Raw genomic sequence first — 17629 nt, forward strand, 5'->3', positions numbered from 1 at the left:
TTGCTGGACTACGACGAGGAAGCCGAACGCTACGACGCCTCGCGCGGCGGCGAGCCCAGGGCGGCCGCCGCCGCGGAGGGCGTCCTCGGCCTCGTCCCGGCTCGGGCGCGCAGCCTGCTGGACGTGGCCTGCGGCACGGGCATCGTCAGCCGGCGCCTCGTAGCCGGGCGGGAGGGGCTGCGGGTGACGGGCGTGGACCGGGCGCCCGCCATGGCCCGGCACGCCGCCGCCCGGTTGCCGGGCGCGGTCGTTCTCGCCGACGGCCGCCGACTTCCCTTCCGGGACGCGGAGTTCGACGCCGTCACCAGCGTGTGGCTGCTGCACCTCGTGGAGGACCCCGCCGACGCGCGGCGGATCGTCGCCGAGTGCGCCCGGGTGCTACGGCCCGGCGGCGTGTACGTCACCACGGTCGACAAGGGCGCCTCCCACAACGTGGGCAGCGACATCGATGTCGTGCTGGCCTCCCGCCCGCGCAGTCCGGCCTCCGACACCGCCGCGCTCGTGGAGTCGTACGCCGGCGGATGCGGCCTGGTCCCGGCCGGGCAGGCCCGCTTCCCCGGCAGGGGACAGGGCCGCAGCCCGCGCCGGGCCATCGCCGACCTGCGGCGCGGCTGGTTCGTCACCCTGCCGCCCGGAGACCCCCTGGCCGACGGCTTCGCGGCCCGCCTCGCGGCCCTGCCCGACCAGGACCGGCCCCGCCCGGACCCCGCCTTCACGCTCAGGGCGTTTCGGAAACCGGTTCCCGGTTCGTTCCCGGACGCCTGAAGTCCATGACCCAGTTGGTCAGCCAGGTCTCCCCGCCGTCCAGGGAGAAGGCCTGCTCCCAGCGGGCGGAGGCGGCGGACACCCCCGACCAGATGAACCGGGCCCGTACGTCCTTGCCGTCGTGCGTGTCGTCGCCGTAGAACTCGCCGCGGTCGCGTCGGCCCTCGTCGGAGGCAACGCAGGCATCGGAGGGGCTGGAGGCATCGGAGGCACTGGGGCCGCCGAAGCGGCCGACCACCGGAGGGAACAGCCGGCCGCTGCTGCTGGAGGACCAGTTCAGCGACCACCGGCCGCTCTCGCGGTCGAAGAGCCGCAGCGTCAGCCCCTTCTCCCCGAGGTGCGGCATGTCGATCTCGTCGATGTTCGCGGCCCCGTCGAACAGCGGCCGGCAGCGGGCCGTGGACGGGAACTCCTCCCAGTCGCTGCCGGGGTCGAGGAAGTCGGTGCGCCGACGGTGGCGGACCTCCCACTCGCCGTGGAGGAAGTCGAAGTCGTGCGGGCTGCTCATGAGCGGTCTCCAGTGGTTCCTTCGGGCAGGGAATCGGCCAAGTAGGCGTCGAGGTCAGGGACTTCGGGCGCTTCGCGGGCGAGCATGTGCCGAACCCAGGCGTCCCGCTCGTGCAGGATCGGCGGCAGTTCCCAGACACAGCCGATCCAGGGGCGGTCGGGGACGACGAAGTGCGTGGGGACGTCGTCCGGACAGCCGAGCACCGGCTGGCCCGCGGCCGCGGCCCGGAAGTGCAGGACGTTGTCCCACACCCAGCTGTACGCGTTGAGGTAGGCGCCGTCGTCACCGCCCCGGTGCAGGACGACGAACGTGGCCGGCGGCGTCCCGTCCGGCTCCGGCAGCAGCTCGGGGAGGATCGCGTACGCCGCCTTCTCCACCTCGGGCGCGATGCCCGCCGGGTCGGCGGTGACGTGGTAGCGCTTGATCCGCCGCCCCGCCACCTCGATCGGCGGGGGCACGGTCAGCAGTTTCTCGGTGAAGGCCATGGGCAGGACGCTAGGCCCACTTCACTGACACCATGTGTCAGTGAAGTCCAGCCGACTCGTTTCCATCCTGCTTCTGCTCCAGACCCGGGGCCGGATGACGGCCGCCCAGCTCGCCGAGGAGCTGGAGGTGTCGGTGCGCACGGTCTACCGGGACGTGGAGGCGCTGGGTGCGGCGGGCGTTCCGCTGTACGGCGACGCCGGTCACGCGGGTGGCTACCGCCTGCTCGACGGATACCGTACCCGCCTCACGGGACTGACCGCCGACGAGGCGGAGGCCCTCTTCCTCGCCGGTGTCCCCGGCCCCGCCGCCCAGCTCGGCCTGGGTCCGGTCCTGGCCGCGGCCCAGCTGAAGGTGCGCGCCGCGCTGCCGCCGGAGCTACGGGTACACGCGGACCGGATCAGCGGCCGCTTCCACCTGGACGCGCCCGGCTGGTACACGGACGCGGGCGCGGATGACGTGCCCTATCTGTCCGCGGTCGCCGACGCGGCATGGAACAACAGGATCCTGCACATCGTGTACCGGCGTTGGCGCGAGCCCACCGACGTCGAACGCCGGCTCGAACCCTACGGTCTGGTGCTGAAGGCAGGCCGCTGGTACGTCGTCGCCGGCCCCGGCCCGCGCACCTTCCGTATCGACCAGATCCTCGAACTCGACACCTCCGAGGAGGAGTTCACCCGGCCGGCCGACTTCGACCTGGCCGCCTACTGGGCGGCGTACCAACGCGGCTTCCAGCAACGGCTGTACAGGGACAAGGCGAAGGCGGTGGTCCGGCTGGCGCCGGGGGTCACGCTCGCCCGCGCGACAAGGCTCAACGGGCCTTCGGATGAAGGCGGTTGGACGGTGATGACGGTCCCCATCGAGTCCGTCGAGCACGCCCACGCCGAATTCCTGCGCCTGGGCGCGGACATCGAGGTGCTCCAACCGCCGGAGCTGCGTGAGCGGATCGCCCGGACCGTGACGGAACTGGCCGCCCGATACGGCAACCCGCCCGCTTATGGCGGCAACTGAAGGTACGGAACCCGTCCGTCCCTCCCGGGAGGTACGTCTCGTGCAGCACCCGCACCCGCACTCGCATCCGCCCAGGCACCGCAGACGAAGGGTCGTCCTCTCCGCGCTGGCCGCCGTCACGGCCCTGGTCGGCGCCGGACTGACCACGCTCGCCACCGGCACGGCCGAGGCCGCCACGGCCCGCCAGGTGGAGGCCCTCGACCGGGGCGTCGTCAGCGTGCACACCGACAGCGGCAACCTGGTCAGCTGGCGCTGGCTCGGCACCGATCCCGACAGCGTCTCCTTCAACGTCTACCGGGCCGGCACGAAGGTGAACGCGACCCCGATCACCGGCTCCACGAACTACTTCCACTCCGGCGCCCCGGCCCAGGCCGACTACACCGTCCGCGCCATCGTCAACGGCGTCGAACAGGCCGACTCGGTCCACGCGATCCAGTTCCGCACCGGCTACAAGGACGTGCCCATCACTGCGCCGGCCGGCGGCACGACCCCGGACGGCGTCGCCTACACCTACGAGGCCAACGACGCCTCCGTCGGAGACCTGGACGGCGACGGCGCCCTGGACATCGTCCTGAAGTGGCAGCCTACGAACGCCAAGGACAACTCGCAGTCCGGCTACACCGGCAACACGATCGTCGACGGCGTCAAGCTGGACGGCACCCGCCTGTGGCGCGTCGACCTGGGCCGCAACATCCGCTCCGGCGCCCACTACACGCAGTTCCAGGTGTACGACTACGACGGCGACGGCAAGGCCGAGGTCGCCATGAAGACGGCCGACGCCACGGTGGACGGCACGGGCACGGTGATCGGCAGTTCGTCGGCCGACTACCGCAACTCCAGCGGCTATGTGCTGTCCGGCCCCGAGTACCTGACCATGTTCAACGGCCAGACCGGCAAGGCGATGCAGTCCGTCGACTACGTCCCGGCCCGCGGCACGGTCTCGTCCTGGGGCGACTCCTACGGAAACCGTGTCGACCGCTTCCTTGCCGGAACCGCTTACCTGGACGGTTCCCGGCCCTCGCTGATCATGGCACGCGGTTACTACACGCGTACCGTGATCGCCGCCTGGGACTGGCGCGGCGGCGCCTTCACCCGTCGCTGGACCTTCGACACCAGCTCCTCCACCAACACAGGCAAGGGCTACGACGGCCAGGGCTCGCACAGCCTCTCCGTCGGGGACGTCGACGGCGACGGCAAGGACGAGATCGTCTACGGCGCGATGGCGGTCGACGACAATGGAAACGGCCTGTGGACGACCAAGACAGGGCACGGCGACGCCCAGCACCTCGGCGACCTCGACCCCTCCCACGCCGGCCTGGAGTACTTCAAGGTCTCGGAGTCGAGCAGCCAGCCGGCCGAGCTGTACATCGACCCGGCCGACGGGACCGTCAACTGGAAGCTCGCCGCCTGCTGTGACAACGGCCGCGGTGTCGCCGGTGACGTCTGGGCGGGCAACGACGGAGCCGAGGTCTGGTCCGCATCCGACTCCTCCATCCGCGACGAGGCGGGCGCGACAAAGGGCCGGGAACCGTCTTCCGTCAATTTCCTGTCCTGGTGGGACGCAGACACCACCCGCGAACTCCTCGACAGCACCCACATCGACAAGTACGGCACGTCCTCGGACACCCGCCTGCTGACCGGCTCGGGCGTCCACTCCAACAACAGCACCAAGGCGACCCCGTCCCTGTCCGGCGACATCCTCGGCGACTGGCGCGAGGAGGTCGTCTGGCCGACCAGCGACAACACGGCACTGCGCATCTACTCGACGCCGTACGAGACGACGACGAGGATCACGACCCTCCTGCACGACACGATGTACCGCACGGGACTGGCCTGGCAGAACACCGCGTACAACCAGCCGCCGCACCCGAGCTTCTTCATCGGCAACGGGATGGCCACGGCGCCCAGGCCGATTGTGTACACCCCCTGACGCGGGCGTGACGAGGCCCCGCCCGAGGTCGGACGGGGCCTCTTCGCGGTCCGTGCGGTAGGTCAGTTCAGGGCCTTGGGCACGTTCCCGTAGAACTGGATGGAGGGCCATCCATGAGAGGTGAGCAGCTCGTTGATGGAGTTGGCGACATCCAGCGCGGTGACGTCCTGCGCCGTCGACCCGGGCATCATGTCGATGGTGAAGGTCACGCTGATGGACCCCTCTTCCGGGCCCGGCGGGGTGACACCACGGAACTGGACGTTGTAGCCCCACGCCGGGGTCGACTCGTCCGCCTGCTCGGTGACTTCACTCTCCTCGGCCTGGGCCGAGCCGGCGGACGCGAGGACCGCGCCTGCCGCCGCCGAACTCGAATAGCCCAGCAGGGCACGTCTGGACACTCCCATGTTCCCCTCCCAGCTCTCCTGCCTCCTGGGTGGAGGCAGGATCGATCGTATGAGCGAGAACTCGGTCGTGGAGCTGAACGAGATCATCCGGTTGACCGGTGCCGGGCTCAGCTCACCGTGCAGTTCTGGTCACCGAGCTTGAATGCCGTCGGCTTCGCGTTCGTGCCCGACCAACTTCCCGTGAAGCCGAAGCTGACGGACGAGCCGGCCCCCACGTTGGCGTTCCAGCTGATGTTCTTCGCCGTCACCGTCGAACCCGACTGTGTGTAGTCGGCGTTCCAGAGCTGAGAGACGGTCTGGCCGCCCGCGAACGCCCAGTTGAGACTCCAGCCGGACCACGCGCTCGTGCCCGTGTTGGCCAGCTTGACGTCCGCCTGGAAGCCGCCCGACCACTGGTTGGTGATGGTGTACGTCACCGCGCAGGCGCCCGTCGGGGTGGGTGTGGGGTCCGTACCCCCGTCACCGCCGCCGCTGCCGCCGCCGCTCGTGTCGGAGGTGTCGCCGTAGACGACACCGCGGCCGTTGGTCGAGACGTACACCCGGCCGTAGACGCGCGGGTCGCCGGTGATCGCCCCGCCCGTCCAACCCCACCGGTGGGCATCGTCGTTGATACGGGTCCACGTCGCGCCTTTGTCCGTCGAGCGGAAGATGCCGCGGACACCGGCGATCTTCGCGCTGGTGTACAGGGTCTGGTACGACGCCCCCGTCGCCGCCTTGCCGAAGCCGATCGTGTCGGCCTGCTCGACGGTCGACAGCTTGGTGAACGTCGCGCCGGAGTCGGTGGAGTGCCACAGCCCGTACGCGCCGTCGGTCGCCCCGCCCGCCAGCCAGACATCGCCCTTGACGCCGGGCAGTGCCTTGAAGCGCACGCTGTCCCCGCTGGGCAGGCCGGTCGCCGCGGACGGGGTGAAGGTGGCGCCGCCGTCCGAACTGACGTAGAACTTCCCTGACTTGAAGCCGTAGAACGTCTTGGGATCGACCCGGTCCGACTCGACGATCGCGCCGGCCGGGATCCCGCTCGACGCCGACCACGACGTACCGAAACCGGCTGTGTACTGAACACCGGTGCCCGCCGGGCTCCACACGAAGCGGCTGCCGTCCGCCGCCGAGGCGACCGTACCGCCGCCGCTGACCCCCGAAGGGTCGGTCCCCGCGAACCAGTTGGCGCCGTTGTCCGTGGAGAACGCCACATGCGGGCCCGAATCCAGATTGCCGACGCGCACCACGGTGTTCGGGTTCGTCTCGGCATAGTCCAGGCTGGTCGTCGAGGTGAAGTTCGGCGAGGTGTACATCATCGACGGCACCTTGGTCAGGTCCGTGTGGCGGAAGCCGCCGATGTCGCCGAGCGCGCTGAGCAGCGGGGCGCCGGACGGGGGAGAGGCGAGGTCGAGGACCGCCGTCTCCTCCAGTCCCTGCACCATCGGCTTGACGGTGAACTGGCCTCCGCTGTCCCAGTTGGCCAGGTTATCCGTGCCGTAGAGCGTCGCGCCCGTCCCGTACATCATGCGGCTGGAGTTGAACGGGTCGATCTCCAACGCCTCGGTCATCCAGCCGAGTTTGGGAGTCTGTTCCGGCGGCGACGGGTTGGCGCCCCAGGTCAGCCACGGCGACGAGGAGACGTCCATGGTGAACCGGTTCGAGCGGTTGGGATAGGAGGTGTAGTCCCACGCCTTCGTCCAGGTGCCGCCGCTGTCCGTGGAGCGGAAGATCTGCGTGTCCGGCCACCAGGAACTGTAGGCGGTGGCCATGACCGTGCCGGGCTTCTGCCGGTCGACCGTCAGCCCGCTGAAGCCGTAGTACGTGTCGGCCTCCGCCACCGGGCTGATGTCCGTCCAGGTCCCCGTCGTCGTCGCGTACCGCCACAGCCTGCCCTTGCCGCCGTCGTACGGACCGCCCTTGTCGCTGTACGCGATATACAGATATCCGTTGACGGTATCCAGTACACCCTTGTGTGCCAGGTATCCCGTCGGCTGCCCGGCCAGCCGCGTCCAGGTCGCCCCCGCGTCCGTCGAGCGGTACACCGCGTTGTCCTTGTCGGCCACCCCGACGTAGATCGTCTTCGTCGCGTTGCCGGACGTACCCGTGGACTCGTCGAACGTGACCCAGACGATGCCCTGGTTGTCGGACGCGTACCCGCTCGTGTCGGCCGGGTCCTGCTGGTAGTTGCCGACGTTGGGGAAGTTCGTCACCTGCGACCAGGTGACACCCGAGTCCGTCGACCGCCACAGCCCCTTCCCGCTCGGCGCGCCCAGATACAGCACGCTGTTCCTGTTCGGGTCGACCGCGAGGCGCTCACCCATGCCCCGGCCGGGCATGTTGCCGCCCAGCTTGAACGGCAGGTCGGTCTTCTGCCAGCTCGCGCCCCGGTCGGCGGAACGCAGCACCGCCCCGTTGCCCGGGTCCCAGCTGTTGGTGTACGTGCCGACCGCCGCGTACACCTTGTTCGGGTCGACGGAGTCGGAGGCCAGGCTCGCCACGCCCGTGTGGCCCCAGTCCGCCCAGCCGACCGAGTCCAGCAACGGCGTCCACGTCTTGCTCGACTCCTGCCAGCGATACGCGCCGCCGATGTCGGTGCGCGCGTAGGCGAGGTTCTTCTCCTTGCGGTTGAAGACGATGCCCGGCACGAAGCCGCCACCGTCGATCCGGGCGTTCTTCCAGGTGTACGACTCTGCGGCCAGTGTGGCCTTCGGGCTGCCGTCCGCGGCCAGCACGGGCGGGCTGCCCGCTATCAGGCCGGCGGCGAGCGCCAGTACGGCCGTGAGGATGCGGGTTCTTCGCACGGTGGGGGTCCTTCCTCGCTAAGCCATGTGGGAGGAGATCGGTGCGGGAGGTGATCGGTGCGGGAGGAAAACGGTGCGGGGGAAACGGGACGTGCGACTGCCGGGCGGCCCCCTGTGCGGGTGGGGGCCGCCCGGCCTGGGCCCCGTCGTCAGGTGACGGGGCCGCGTACGCGAAGCTTCAGGCGCTCCCGAGAGGCGGTGCCGGCCCCGCGCCCGATAGGGGCGCGGGGAACTGCGCGACCAGCCGCAGCCGGCCCGCAGCTCAAGTACCGCCCGACCCGCGGAGCGCCTGGCGGGGGCTATTCGAGAAGCTCCGCGTACGAACCCATGGCCAGGGCGATGTCCGCCTGGGCCCAGAAGCGGTGGTACGTGAACACGGGTGCGGCTCCGCCCGCGAGGTAGCTCTCGATCTTCGACCAGGCCGGGTCGTTCTTGTAGAAGGACCGCAGCGAGGCGAAGGTCGAGGAGGAGCTGATCGTGTCGCCGTTCGGCATCTTGCCGCTGAAGCCGCTCGGGACGTACACGCCGTCGTCGAAGCGGTTGTAGTCGGCGCGGGTCTCGGGGACCGCGATGCCCAGGGCGTCCTGGTTGTTGGTCCACATGCCGTCCAGGAGCGCCTTGGCGGTCGTCTTCGCCTCCGTGTCACCGGACTTGGCGGCGTAGTACGTCAGGGTCTTGGCGTACGCGGCCGCCACGCCGACGTCGTTGGTGTAGTCGGCGACGGTGACGTGAAGTCCCGTGTTGGCACCGGGACTTGACGCGTTCCAGGTGTCGGGCTGGCCCGACCACTGGAGGGTGGAGGGGATCAGGAAGGTGCCGTCCGGGTTGATCGTGGTCTTGGACAGCGCCCAGTCCACCCACTTGTCGAGGACCGCCTTGGCGCTCGCGTTCCCCGTCTGCTGGTAGTACTCGGCGACCCGCTCCATGGACCACGCCTGGAAGCCGAACCACTGGTTGGACGGCGGGTCGTGGTAGACGGGCTGCTGGTCGTAGTACATGCCGTAGAACGTCGACGTGCCGGACGGAGGAGTCGCGTAGCGGCCCGCCCAACTGTTCGTCGCACCGCCCGCGATGGCGCCCTCGCTGGACTGGAGCCAGCGGTAGAACTCCAGCTGCCGGGTCAGGGACTTGGCCCAATCCGCCTGTCCCGTCGCCGACTTGGGCTTCAGGTCCGCGTAACTGCTCAGCGCGTAGGCGGCCAGCGGGTTCTGGTAGCCGCCGTGGGTGTGGCTGGAGCCGATGCGCCAGGCCCAGCCGGCGCTGGTGTCCGTGGCGCCGCCCCAGGCGTAGTACCAGGAGAGCAGATAGTGCGAGGCGTCCTTGCCGGTGCCGGCCGCGCAGGCGGTCGGTCCGACGCAGTTGCCGATCTTCTTGAAGTACTTGTCGTACATCGCGTAGCGCAGGTAGTCGCCCATCTTCGCGGCCTTGCCGACGGCCGCGGACACGTCACTGCCCTTGCCCTGAGCCTTGGCCCAGATGTCCGCCCAGTACGCGGCCTGGACGACCCGTGCGTCGGCGTCGGGGGCGTTGGTGAACTTCCACTGCTTGGCGTACGAGGAGTCACCGGTGAACAGGTCCAGGTATCCGTTCGTGCCGCCGTACTTGAAGGCGTCGCAGGTCGGCTGCGGAACCGTCTCCCACACCGATTCCTGCGCACCGCGCTGGAAGGTGTTGATGTACGACGGGCCGGTGTCCGTCGGACCGGCCTCGCACTTGCCGGGCGCGTTGCCGTAGCCGTAGGTGTTGTCGACGTCCTGCAGCCAGTGCATACCGTAGACGTCGTCCGTGCCGTATGCGGTCTTCAGTTCACCGGCTATGGGATCCGATCCCACGGACACACCGGTGTCCAGCTTCGCCGGATACTCGTTCGGAGTGTCCAGCTCGGGTGCGTACGTCGCCGGCTTCGACGCGTTGTAGAACGAGTTCGTCGGCTGGTCGGCGTGGGTGGGGATCATGTACTTCTCCATGATGTCCCAGGCGCCGTTGAACTTGGTCCAGTCGCCGGTGATCTTCCCGTACATCGCCTGCAGCCAGAGAAGGTAGCTGTAGGCCTCCGACGTGGTCTCGTGCCCCTGGTCCGGGGCTTCGACGATCAGCGTCTCGACCGAGTGGTACGGGATGCCCTCGGGGGAGAAGTAACCGTTTGCCGGGTTGGTGATCTTGCCGTAGAGGTCGAGGAACCGGGCGTCGTACGCCTTGGTGCCCGCGATCTCGGTGGCCGTGACCGAGGCCTTCGCGTGTCCGGTCGCCGTCGACTCGAAGGTCGCGGCGCCCGTTCCGGAGGCGTTGGCCGTGATGGTCACGTTCTGGGCGGTGCTCCAGTTCGACGGCGTGAAGGTGAGGCTCGCGCCGCCCGTCACCGTCAGACCCGTGTTTCCGGTGGTGCGGGCGGTCGTGACGGTCACATTGGCCGACGGCTGGGTCGACAGCTTCAGCGAGTAGGTACCCGTCTTGCCCTGCTGCACGGCCAGTTGGTTCGTGGAGGCGACCACGGCCGGTCCCGAGGCGACCGTGATGCCGACCGGGGTCGACGACGCCGACGCGCCCAGACTGTCGTAGGCCTTGGCGACCAGGGAGTGACTGCCCACGGACAACCCTGAAGCGGACAGGGAGTACGGCGAGCTCGTGTCCGTGCCCAGCAGGGTCGTGTCGTCGTAGAACTCGATCTTGGAGATCGTCGCGTTGTCGGCGGCCGCGGCGGTCGCCGCGAGCGGCACCGCGTCCCCCTGCGTGTAGACGGCGCCCGCGGCCGGGCTGGTCAGCACCGTGACCGGCGGCTGATGCGCGCCGACGCAGGCGGTGCCGTTGACCGCGAAACTCGCGGGAGCGGCGTTCGTGCCGCTGTAGGTGAACTGCGCACCCGTGGTGACCGCCGCGCCGGCGGCGACCGTCGCGTTGTACGAGGCGTTGTTCACCGTGATCTGCTGACCGGACTGCGACCAGCTGCCGTTCCAGCCGTTGGTCAGCTTCTGGTTGCCCGCGTAGGAGTACGTCAGGGCCCAGCCGCTGATCGGGTCGGTGCCGCGGTTGGTGAGGGTCAGATCCGCGGTGAACCCGGAGCCCCAGTCATTGGTCTTGTAGTCCACGCTGCACTGAAGTGCCGCCGCCTGGGCGGGAGTCGTGCTCGTGCTCAGCATGGCGAAGGGAAGCGCGAGGGCCGCCACGACGGCGGTCCACAGGCGCCGCGTCCCGCGACGTCTGCGTGAGGGATCCATGATGCTGGTTCCTCCTTGCGGCTCGGAGAAGTGGGGGGAGGAGCAACAAGCCTTGAACCAGTGGGAGCGCTCCCATAGTGAGGATGGGGGTGAACGCGGTCAAGATGCTTGAAGAGTCGAAAAGATTCGACGCCGTAAGTTGAGGGAAAGTCAGCGACGCCCCTGTTCTTTGCCAGCACTTGGCGCTAACTTCGAGACACCAGTGGGAGCGATTCCATCAGTCGACGCGTCCGTGACGACGCGCCTGAGCTGCAAGGAGTCGCTCATGCGACACCCCCCGCGTTCAGTACTTTTAGCCGTCATCGGCACGGTCGCCCTCGGGACGGGCGTGACCCTGCCGGTCATGACGGCTCAGGGAGCCACGCCCGCCTGCACGGTGGAGTACTCCGTCACCAGTCAGTGGGACGCCGGCTTCCAAGGCGCCGTGAAGATCACCAACAACGCGGCGGCCGTAAGCAGTTGGAGCCTCACGTTCGACTTCACGGGCGACCAGAAGGTCACCCAGGGCTGGAGCGCCAAGTGGTCCCAGTCGGGTACGACCGTCACCGCCGCGAACGAGAGCTGGAACAGCGCCCTCGGCACCGGCGCGAGCGTCAGCGCGGGCTTCGTCGCCTCCAGATCGGGCGCGAACGCCGTACCGACGACGTTCAAGCTCAACGGCACCACCTGCAACGTCGACACCGAACCGACCCCCACGCCCACCCCTACCACCCCACCCTCGACCGATCCGCCGGGCACCGGTGAGCAGCCGCCCGCGCTGCACGTCTCGGGGAACAAGCTCGTGGACGCCGACGGAACGACCCGCCGACTGCTCGGCGTGAACCGCTCCGGCGGCGAGTTCATGTGCGTCCAGGGGCGCGGCATCTGGGACGGACCGGTCGACGACGCCGCCATCAAGGCGATCGCCGACTGGAACGTCAACACCGTCCGCATTCCGCTCAACGAGGAGTGCTGGCTGGGCCTGTCGAACATCAACTCCGCGTACGGCGGCACCAATTACATCAACGCCGTCAAGGATCTGGTGGCCCGCGTCGAGGCGCACGGCATGACGCCGATCGTCGAACTGCACTGGAACTACGGCCAGTACACGGGGAACTCGGCCGGCTGCTCCGACGTGCACGCCAGTTGTCAGAAGCCGATGCCCGACATGCAGTACACGCCGTCGTTCTGGACCTCGGTGGCCAACACCTTCAAGAACGACCAGGCCGTCGTGTTCGACCTGTTCAACGAGCCCTACCCGGACCGCGCCACCTCCACGACCACCCAGGCGTGGCAGTGCTGGCGGGACGGCGGAACCTGCCCCGGCATCGGGTATGAAGTCGCCGGTATGCAGGATCTCGTCGACTCCGTACGGGCGACCGGCGCCAAGAACGTGATCCTGGCCGGTGGGCTCGCGTACTCCAACGACCTCAGCCAGTGGCTGACGTACAAGCCCACCGACCCGACCGGCAATCTCGCCGCCGCGTACCACGTCTACAACTTCAACACCTGCGCGAACCAGAGCTGCTGGAACTCCACGCTCGCCCCGGTCGCCGCCCAAGTGCCTCTCGTGGCAGGGGAGATCGGCGAGAACACCTGCTCGCACGGTTTCGTCGACCAGGTCATGAAGTGGTTCGACGACCGCGGACTGTCGTACCTGGGCTGGACCTGGAACACGTGGGACTGCTCCACGGGCCCGTCCCTGATCTCGGGCTACGACGGGACACCCACGGCGTACGGCACCGGCCTGCGCGACCACCTGCGCGCACTCGCACTCGACGGATAGGCGCCACCGGACCCATCCATCGGCCTGTCCGCCCAACAGGCCCATCAGGCAGGTCCAACCGGACAGAGCCGGCGAACAGAGCCGGCGAACAGAGCCGGCGGACAGAGCTGCCGAACGGATCCATCGAACAGATCCATCGAAGGAACGGAACGGAACGGAACGGAACGGAAAACTCCCGCAACCAAGAAGGAAACCCGCACTCATGAGCCGTAGCAGAACAGCGGTACTCGCCGCGCTGGCGCTGGTCGCCGGTGCCTCCGGGACGGCGCTCGCGGTCGTCCCCGGCGATCCGGGCCTCGCAGCCATCCCGTGCAGCGTCGACTACAAGGTGCAGAACGATTGGGGCACCGGCTTCACCGCCGCCGTCACCGTGACCAACAACTCGGCGGCGAAGTCGAGTTGGTCGGTGAAGTGGGCGTACGCCGGCAGCCAGAAGGTCACCAGCGGCTGGAACGCGAAGATCACCCAGTCCGGTACGGCCGTCACCGCCAACAACGAGACCTACAACGGGACGCTGGCGACCGGCGGTTCGGTCAGCTTCGGATTCCAGGGCACCTACAGCGGCACCAACGCGATCCCGACCACGTTCACCCTCGACGGCGTGACGTGCAACGTGGACAGCGGTACCGGCGGGCCGACCGACCCCGGCACCCCGACGGACCCCGGCACCCCGTCCACCAAGGTCGACAACCCCTACGCCGGCGCCAAGGTGTACGTGAACCCCGAATGGTCGGCGAAGGCCGCCGCCGAGACGGGCGGCAGCCGTATCTCCAACCAGCCCACCGGCGTCTGGCTCGACCGCATCGCCGCCATCAACGGCGTGAACGGCGGCATGGGACTGCGTGCCCACCTGGACGCGGCCCTCGCCCAGAAGGGCAGCGGCGAGGAAGTCGTCCAGCTGGTCGTCTACGACCTGCCCGGCCGGGACTGCTCGGCCCTCGCCTCCAACGGCGAGCTCGGCCCGACGGAGATCGACAAGTACAAGACGCAGTTCATCGACCCGATCGCGGCGATCCTCGCCGACAGCAAGTACGCGGGCTTGCGGATCGTCACCACCATCGAGATCGACTCGCTGCCGAACCTCGTCACCAACACCGGCAGCCGGCCCACCGCGGTCCCGGCCTGCGACACCATGAAGGCCAACGGCAACTACGTGAAGGGCGTCGGCTACGCGCTGAACAAGCTCGGCGCGATCCCCAACGTGTACAACTACATCGACGCCGGTCACCACGGCTGGCTCGGCTGGGACGACAACTTCGTTCCCTCCGCCCAGATCATGTACCAGGCCGCCACCGCCGAGGGCGCGACCGTCGACGACGTGCACGGCTTCATCACCAACACGGCGAACTACAGCGCCCTGAAGGAGAACAACTTCACCATCAACGACTCCGTGGCCGGCAAGTCGGTCCGTGAGTCCAAGTGGGTGGACTGGAACCGGTACGTCGACGAGTTGTCGTACGCCCAGGCCTTCCGCAACCAGCTGGTCTCGACCGGTTTCAAGTCGGACATCGGCATGCTGATCGACACCTCCCGCAACGGCTGGGGCGGCACCGCCCGGCCCACCGGCCCGGGCGCCACGACCAGCGTGGACACCTATGTCGACGGCGGCCGTTACGACCGTCGTATCCACATCGGCAACTGGTGCAACCAGTCCGGTGCCGGCCTCGGTGAGCGGCCCCAGGCGGCTCCGGCCGCCGGGATCGACGCGTACGTGTGGATGAAGCCGCCGGGTGAGTCCGACGGCTCCAGCTCCGCCATCGCGAACGACGAGGGCAAGGGCTTCGACCGGATGTGCGACCCGACGTACACGGGCAACCCGCGCAACGGCAACAACCTGTCGGGTGCCCTGCCGAACGCCCCGCTGTCCGGACACTGGTTCTCGGCCCAGTTCCAGCAGCTGATGCAGAACGCCTACCCGCCGCTGTAGGCCGTCCGCTGAATCGAGCCGCACGGCGGTGACCCGTACGGGCTGTGGTCCGTACGGGTCGTGGTCCGTACGGCGGTGATCCGTGCGGGAGCGAGGTGAGGAAACGGTGATCCGCCGGGGCGGTCAGCCCTCCCGGGCCAGGCCCCGGCGGATCGCGAACTCGACCGCCGAGTAGTCCCCGTCCGGCCGCTCCAGCTCATAGGGGGTGGCCGGATACAGCGGTGGCTGGGCGAGGAAGCGGGGACGGGTGCCGTGGTGCGGCTGCGCCGCGTGCACCAGGAACGGGTGGCAGAGGTAGACATCGCCGGGGCGGCCGGTGGCGTACGCGACCGGGCGATGCGCGGAGGCCGTCACGAGATGCGCGGCGATCTCGAGGCCCGAGACGCCCGTCTCGCCGTACGGTTCCAGCAGCGGGGGGACGTCGAGATGTGAGCCGACGCGGATGCGCGTCGGGGCGTCGGCCTCGGTGATCTCGCTGAACAGGAACAACATCAGCAGGGCCCGGTCCTTCGAGCGCAGGTTGGCGTACGGCCGGTTCGCGCCCTCCGGCTGGTAGCTGCCCTCGATGTGCCAGCCCGCATCGTCGGGCTCGACCTCGTGCGGGAAACGCAGTGGGAAACTCCCGAGCGAGTAGCGTGGCGCCCAGCGGCCCTCGCCGACCAGCAGGTCGAACGCCTCGTGCAGCACCGGGGTGTTGACCGCCGCCGCGAACGGACCCTGTGCCATGCCGCTCACCCAGACCACCGGCTCTTTCCAGGTGCCGGGATCCTCGGGGTCGTATCCCGTCTCCCGCCACAGCAGCCGTGCGCAGTCCTCGGCGACGCGTGGCGGGAAGGCGCCCTCGATTTTTACGAACCCGTCCTCGAGGAAACGTTCGACCAGCTCGTCGTCCATCGGGCCGTCCTCGGCGAACATGCTTGCCATCCGCTTCTCTTTTTTTGCCGCCCCGGCAACAGAATTGGCCCTCGCCCGGTGCGTCGGCGCACGCTGACGGCACACCGGAAGAGAGGCTGACCACCATGGCGCACCGCCCGCACGCATCCCACAGCGACCAGCACACCCACGGTCACAGCCACGGTTCGGGGCACGGCCACGGTCATGGCCACCTCACCGACATCGACTGGGCCGAAATGGCCCCGCACCTGGAAGCGCAGGCCGAACTGTTCATGCCCCTGTACGAGCGGGCCCTGTCCTGGCTCGGCAAGGAGGTCACCGAGCCGGGGCTGATCGTGGACGCGGGCAGTGGACCAGGAGTCGTCTCCTGTCTGTTCGCCGAGACGTTCTCCGGTGCGAGGGTCATGGCCGTCGACGGCTCCGCTCCGCTGCTGGAACGGGCTCAGCAGCGGGCCGAGCGGCTCGGCTACGGCGACCGTTTGGGCACCCTGGCCGGTGAACTCCCCGGCGTACTCGAGGAGTTGGAGTACCCGGCCGACCTGCTGTGGGCCGGCCGCAGCCTGCATCACCTGGGCGACCAGCGCGCCGCCCTGACCGCCTTCGCGGAGCAGCTCGCACCCGGCGGAACCCTGGCGATCATGGAGGGTGGTCTGCCGAGCCGGTTCCTGCCGCGCGACCTCGGCTTCGGGCGGCCCGGCCTGGAGGCACGGCTCGACGCGCTGGAGGCGGAGTGGTTCGCGCGGATGCGGGCCGACCTGCCCGGCTCCGTGGCCGAGACCGAGGACTGGGCGGCGCTGCTCGGCGCGGCAGGCCTCAAGCACGCCCGCAGCCGCAGCTTCCTGCTCGACCTGCCCGCGCCCGCCTCCGACCGGGCTCGCGCCTACATCGTCGCGTCCCTGACTCGGCTCCGGGACGTCTTCGGCGACACCCTCGACCCCGACGACCGCGCCATGCTCGACCGTCTGCTCGACCCGCAGGACGAGGCGGGCGTGCACCGCCGGGCGGACGTCTTCGTGCTGGCGGCACACACGGTGCACACGGCGGTGAAACCGGTTTAGGAAACCGGCCTGGAAGTCGGCCCCGAGGTCGCGACGGAAGGGGCAAGTCCGCCTGGCGGGGCTTGACTTGGAGAGCGCTCGAAGTGGTGAACTGCGAGCCGCGCAACGCACGTCGAGCAACGCGACGCAACGCAGGCACAACGCAGGCAACGCAATGGGGGCATGCCATGAGCAACTCTTCCGGCACTCCGGATTCTCCGGTCGCACTGATCACAGGCGGCGGCAGCGGTATCGGCGCCGCCGTCGCGCGGCAGCTGCTGGACGCCGGACACCGGGTCACCGTCACCGGTCGCGGCGAGGAGCGACTGCGCGCCTTCGCCGCGGAACTCGGTGACCCGGAGGGGTTGTTGACGGTGGCCGGGAACGCCGCCGACTACGACTGCGTACAGTCGGCGGTCGACCGTACGCTCAAGGAATACGGTCGACTGGATACGGTCGTCGCCAACGCGGGGACCGCCACCCACGACTCGGTCGCCGAGGGAGACCCGGCCGGGTGGACGGACATGGTACTGACCAATGTCCTGGGCCCCGCGCTCCTCATCCGGGCGTCGATCGACGCGCTCAAGGAGACGCGGGGACGGATCGTGCTGGTCGGCAGTGTCGCCGGTTTCGTGCCCACGCCGGGCAACATCTACGGGGCGACGAAGTGGGCGGTGACCGGTCTCGCGGAGAACACCCGCCGTCAGGTCACCGAGTGGGGCGTAGGCGTGACGCTGATCGCGCCCGGCCGGGTCGAGACCCCGTTCTGGGACAGCTACGGCAGCCTGCCGCCCGGGCAGATGCTCACCGCCGACCAGATCGCCGACTCCGTCGTCTGGGCGATCCGGCAGCCCGCGGGCGTCGACATCAACACCGTTGTCGTACGGCCGATCGGACAGCCCAACTGACC

13 protein-coding genes are annotated in these 17629 nt (G+C 69.2%); 7 read left to right on the forward strand and 6 right to left on the reverse strand.

The features are described from left to right. On the forward strand, nucleotides 1-765 hold the full coding sequence (locus OG289_RS41040; protein ID WP_327319075.1) for a class I SAM-dependent methyltransferase: 765 nt from the start codon (nucleotides 1-3) through the stop codon (nucleotides 763-765). Here the strand turns inward: OG289_RS41040 and OG289_RS41045 are convergent. Then, nucleotides 719-1273, reverse strand: coding sequence for a hypothetical protein (locus tag OG289_RS41045; protein ID WP_327319076.1), 555 nt, complete (start codon nucleotides 1271-1273; stop codon nucleotides 719-721). The two genes, OG289_RS41040 and OG289_RS41045, sit on opposite strands and share 47 nt — an antisense overlap. After that, nucleotides 1270-1758 (reverse strand): hypothetical protein, encoded by a 489-nt coding sequence (locus OG289_RS41050; RefSeq protein WP_327319077.1) that lies wholly within the window; start codon nucleotides 1756-1758, stop codon nucleotides 1270-1272. Before OG289_RS41050 ends, OG289_RS41045 begins: the two co-directional genes overlap by 4 nt. 40 nt (nucleotides 1759-1798) lie before the next feature. Between OG289_RS41050 and OG289_RS41055 the strand changes: the two genes are divergently transcribed. Both OG289_RS41055 and OG289_RS41060 read left to right on the forward strand, forming a co-directional pair. Further along, nucleotides 1799-2767 carry a helix-turn-helix transcriptional regulator gene (locus OG289_RS41055; protein WP_327319078.1) on the forward strand — a complete coding sequence of 323 codons (969 nt, stop codon included), beginning with the start codon at nucleotides 1799-1801 and terminating at the stop codon, nucleotides 2765-2767. A 40-nt stretch (nucleotides 2768-2807) separates the two neighbouring features. Further along, nucleotides 2808-4697 (forward strand): rhamnogalacturonan lyase, encoded by a 1890-nt coding sequence (locus OG289_RS41060; protein WP_327319079.1) that lies wholly within the window; start codon nucleotides 2808-2810, stop codon nucleotides 4695-4697. Between the two features lie 62 nt (nucleotides 4698-4759). Here OG289_RS41060 and OG289_RS41065 read toward each other — a convergent pair whose 3' ends face one another. The 3 genes from OG289_RS41065 to OG289_RS41075 all read right to left on the reverse strand — a co-directional run bounded on the left by OG289_RS41065 (nucleotide 4760) and on the right by OG289_RS41075 (nucleotide 11096). Next, a complete protein-coding gene (locus OG289_RS41065; protein WP_327319080.1) occupies nucleotides 4760-5101 on the reverse strand; it encodes a hypothetical protein in 342 nt (113 codons plus the stop codon). Between the two features lie 107 nt (nucleotides 5102-5208). Beyond that, complete coding sequence (locus OG289_RS41070; protein ID WP_327319081.1) at nucleotides 5209-7881, reverse strand: cellulose binding domain-containing protein; 2673 nt, start codon at nucleotides 7879-7881, stop codon at nucleotides 5209-5211. Nucleotides 7882-8180: 299 nt separating this feature from the next. Continuing rightward, a complete protein-coding gene (locus tag OG289_RS41075; RefSeq protein WP_327319082.1) occupies nucleotides 8181-11096 on the reverse strand; it encodes a glycoside hydrolase family 48 protein in 2916 nt (971 codons plus the stop codon). 265 nt (nucleotides 11097-11361) lie between these two features. On the opposite strand from OG289_RS41075, the gene OG289_RS41080 reads away from it, so the two are divergent. Both OG289_RS41080 and OG289_RS41085 read left to right on the forward strand, forming a co-directional pair. Further along, the gene (locus OG289_RS41080; RefSeq protein WP_327319083.1) at nucleotides 11362-12861 is read left to right on the forward strand and encodes a cellulase family glycosylhydrolase; all 1500 of its coding nucleotides are present in this window, start codon (nucleotides 11362-11364) and stop codon (nucleotides 12859-12861) included. 202 nt (nucleotides 12862-13063) lie between these two features. Then, nucleotides 13064-14788 (forward strand): glycoside hydrolase family 6 protein, encoded by a 1725-nt coding sequence (locus OG289_RS41085; RefSeq protein ID WP_327319084.1) that lies wholly within the window; start codon nucleotides 13064-13066, stop codon nucleotides 14786-14788. 123 nt (nucleotides 14789-14911) lie between these two features. Here OG289_RS41085 and OG289_RS41090 read toward each other — a convergent pair whose 3' ends face one another. Continuing rightward, nucleotides 14912-15712 (reverse strand): phytanoyl-CoA dioxygenase family protein, encoded by an 801-nt coding sequence (locus OG289_RS41090; RefSeq protein ID WP_327319085.1) that lies wholly within the window; start codon nucleotides 15710-15712, stop codon nucleotides 14912-14914. Between the two features lie 95 nt (nucleotides 15713-15807). Here OG289_RS41090 and OG289_RS41095 point away from each other — a divergent pair, with 95 nt between their 5' ends. Together OG289_RS41095 and OG289_RS41100 are read left to right on the forward strand one after the other, a co-directional pair. Further along, nucleotides 15808-16740, forward strand: a complete 933-nt coding sequence (locus tag OG289_RS41095) for a class I SAM-dependent methyltransferase (protein ID WP_327319086.1) — start codon at nucleotides 15808-15810, stop codon at nucleotides 16738-16740. A gap of 167 nt (nucleotides 16741-16907) precedes the next feature. Beyond that, on the forward strand, nucleotides 16908-17627 hold the full coding sequence (locus tag OG289_RS41100) for an SDR family oxidoreductase (RefSeq protein WP_327319087.1): 720 nt from the start codon (nucleotides 16908-16910) through the stop codon (nucleotides 17625-17627). Nucleotides 17628-17629 lie beyond the last annotated feature (2 nt).

The sequence above is a fragment of the Streptomyces sp. NBC_01235 genome (assembly GCF_035989285.1).
GTDB lineage: Bacteria > Actinomycetota > Actinomycetes > Streptomycetales > Streptomycetaceae > Streptomyces.

What these genes read in the sequence shown, in the direction of transcription:
- OG289_RS41050 (WP_327319077.1), bottom strand. Translation starts at nt 1,758, where the DNA reads ATGGCCTTCACCGAGAAACTGCTGACCGTGCCCCCGCCGATCGAGGTG.
- OG289_RS41075 (WP_327319082.1), bottom strand. Translation starts at nt 11,096, where the DNA reads ATGGATCCCTCACGCAGACGTCGCGGGACGCGGCGCCTGTGGACCGCC.
- OG289_RS41090 (WP_327319085.1), bottom strand. Translation starts at nt 15,712, where the DNA reads ATGGCAAGCATGTTCGCCGAGGACGGCCCGATGGACGACGAGCTGGTC.
- OG289_RS41095 (WP_327319086.1), top strand. Translation starts at nt 15,808, where the DNA reads ATGGCGCACCGCCCGCACGCATCCCACAGCGACCAGCACACCCACGGT.
- OG289_RS41080 (WP_327319083.1), top strand. Translation starts at nt 11,362, where the DNA reads ATGCGACACCCCCCGCGTTCAGTACTTTTAGCCGTCATCGGCACGGTC.
- OG289_RS41085 (WP_327319084.1), top strand. Translation starts at nt 13,064, where the DNA reads ATGAGCCGTAGCAGAACAGCGGTACTCGCCGCGCTGGCGCTGGTCGCC.
- OG289_RS41100 (WP_327319087.1), top strand. Translation starts at nt 16,908, where the DNA reads ATGAGCAACTCTTCCGGCACTCCGGATTCTCCGGTCGCACTGATCACA.
- OG289_RS41065 (WP_327319080.1), bottom strand. Translation starts at nt 5,101, where the DNA reads ATGGGAGTGTCCAGACGTGCCCTGCTGGGCTATTCGAGTTCGGCGGCG.
- OG289_RS41045 (WP_327319076.1), bottom strand. Translation starts at nt 1,273, where the DNA reads ATGAGCAGCCCGCACGACTTCGACTTCCTCCACGGCGAGTGGGAGGTC.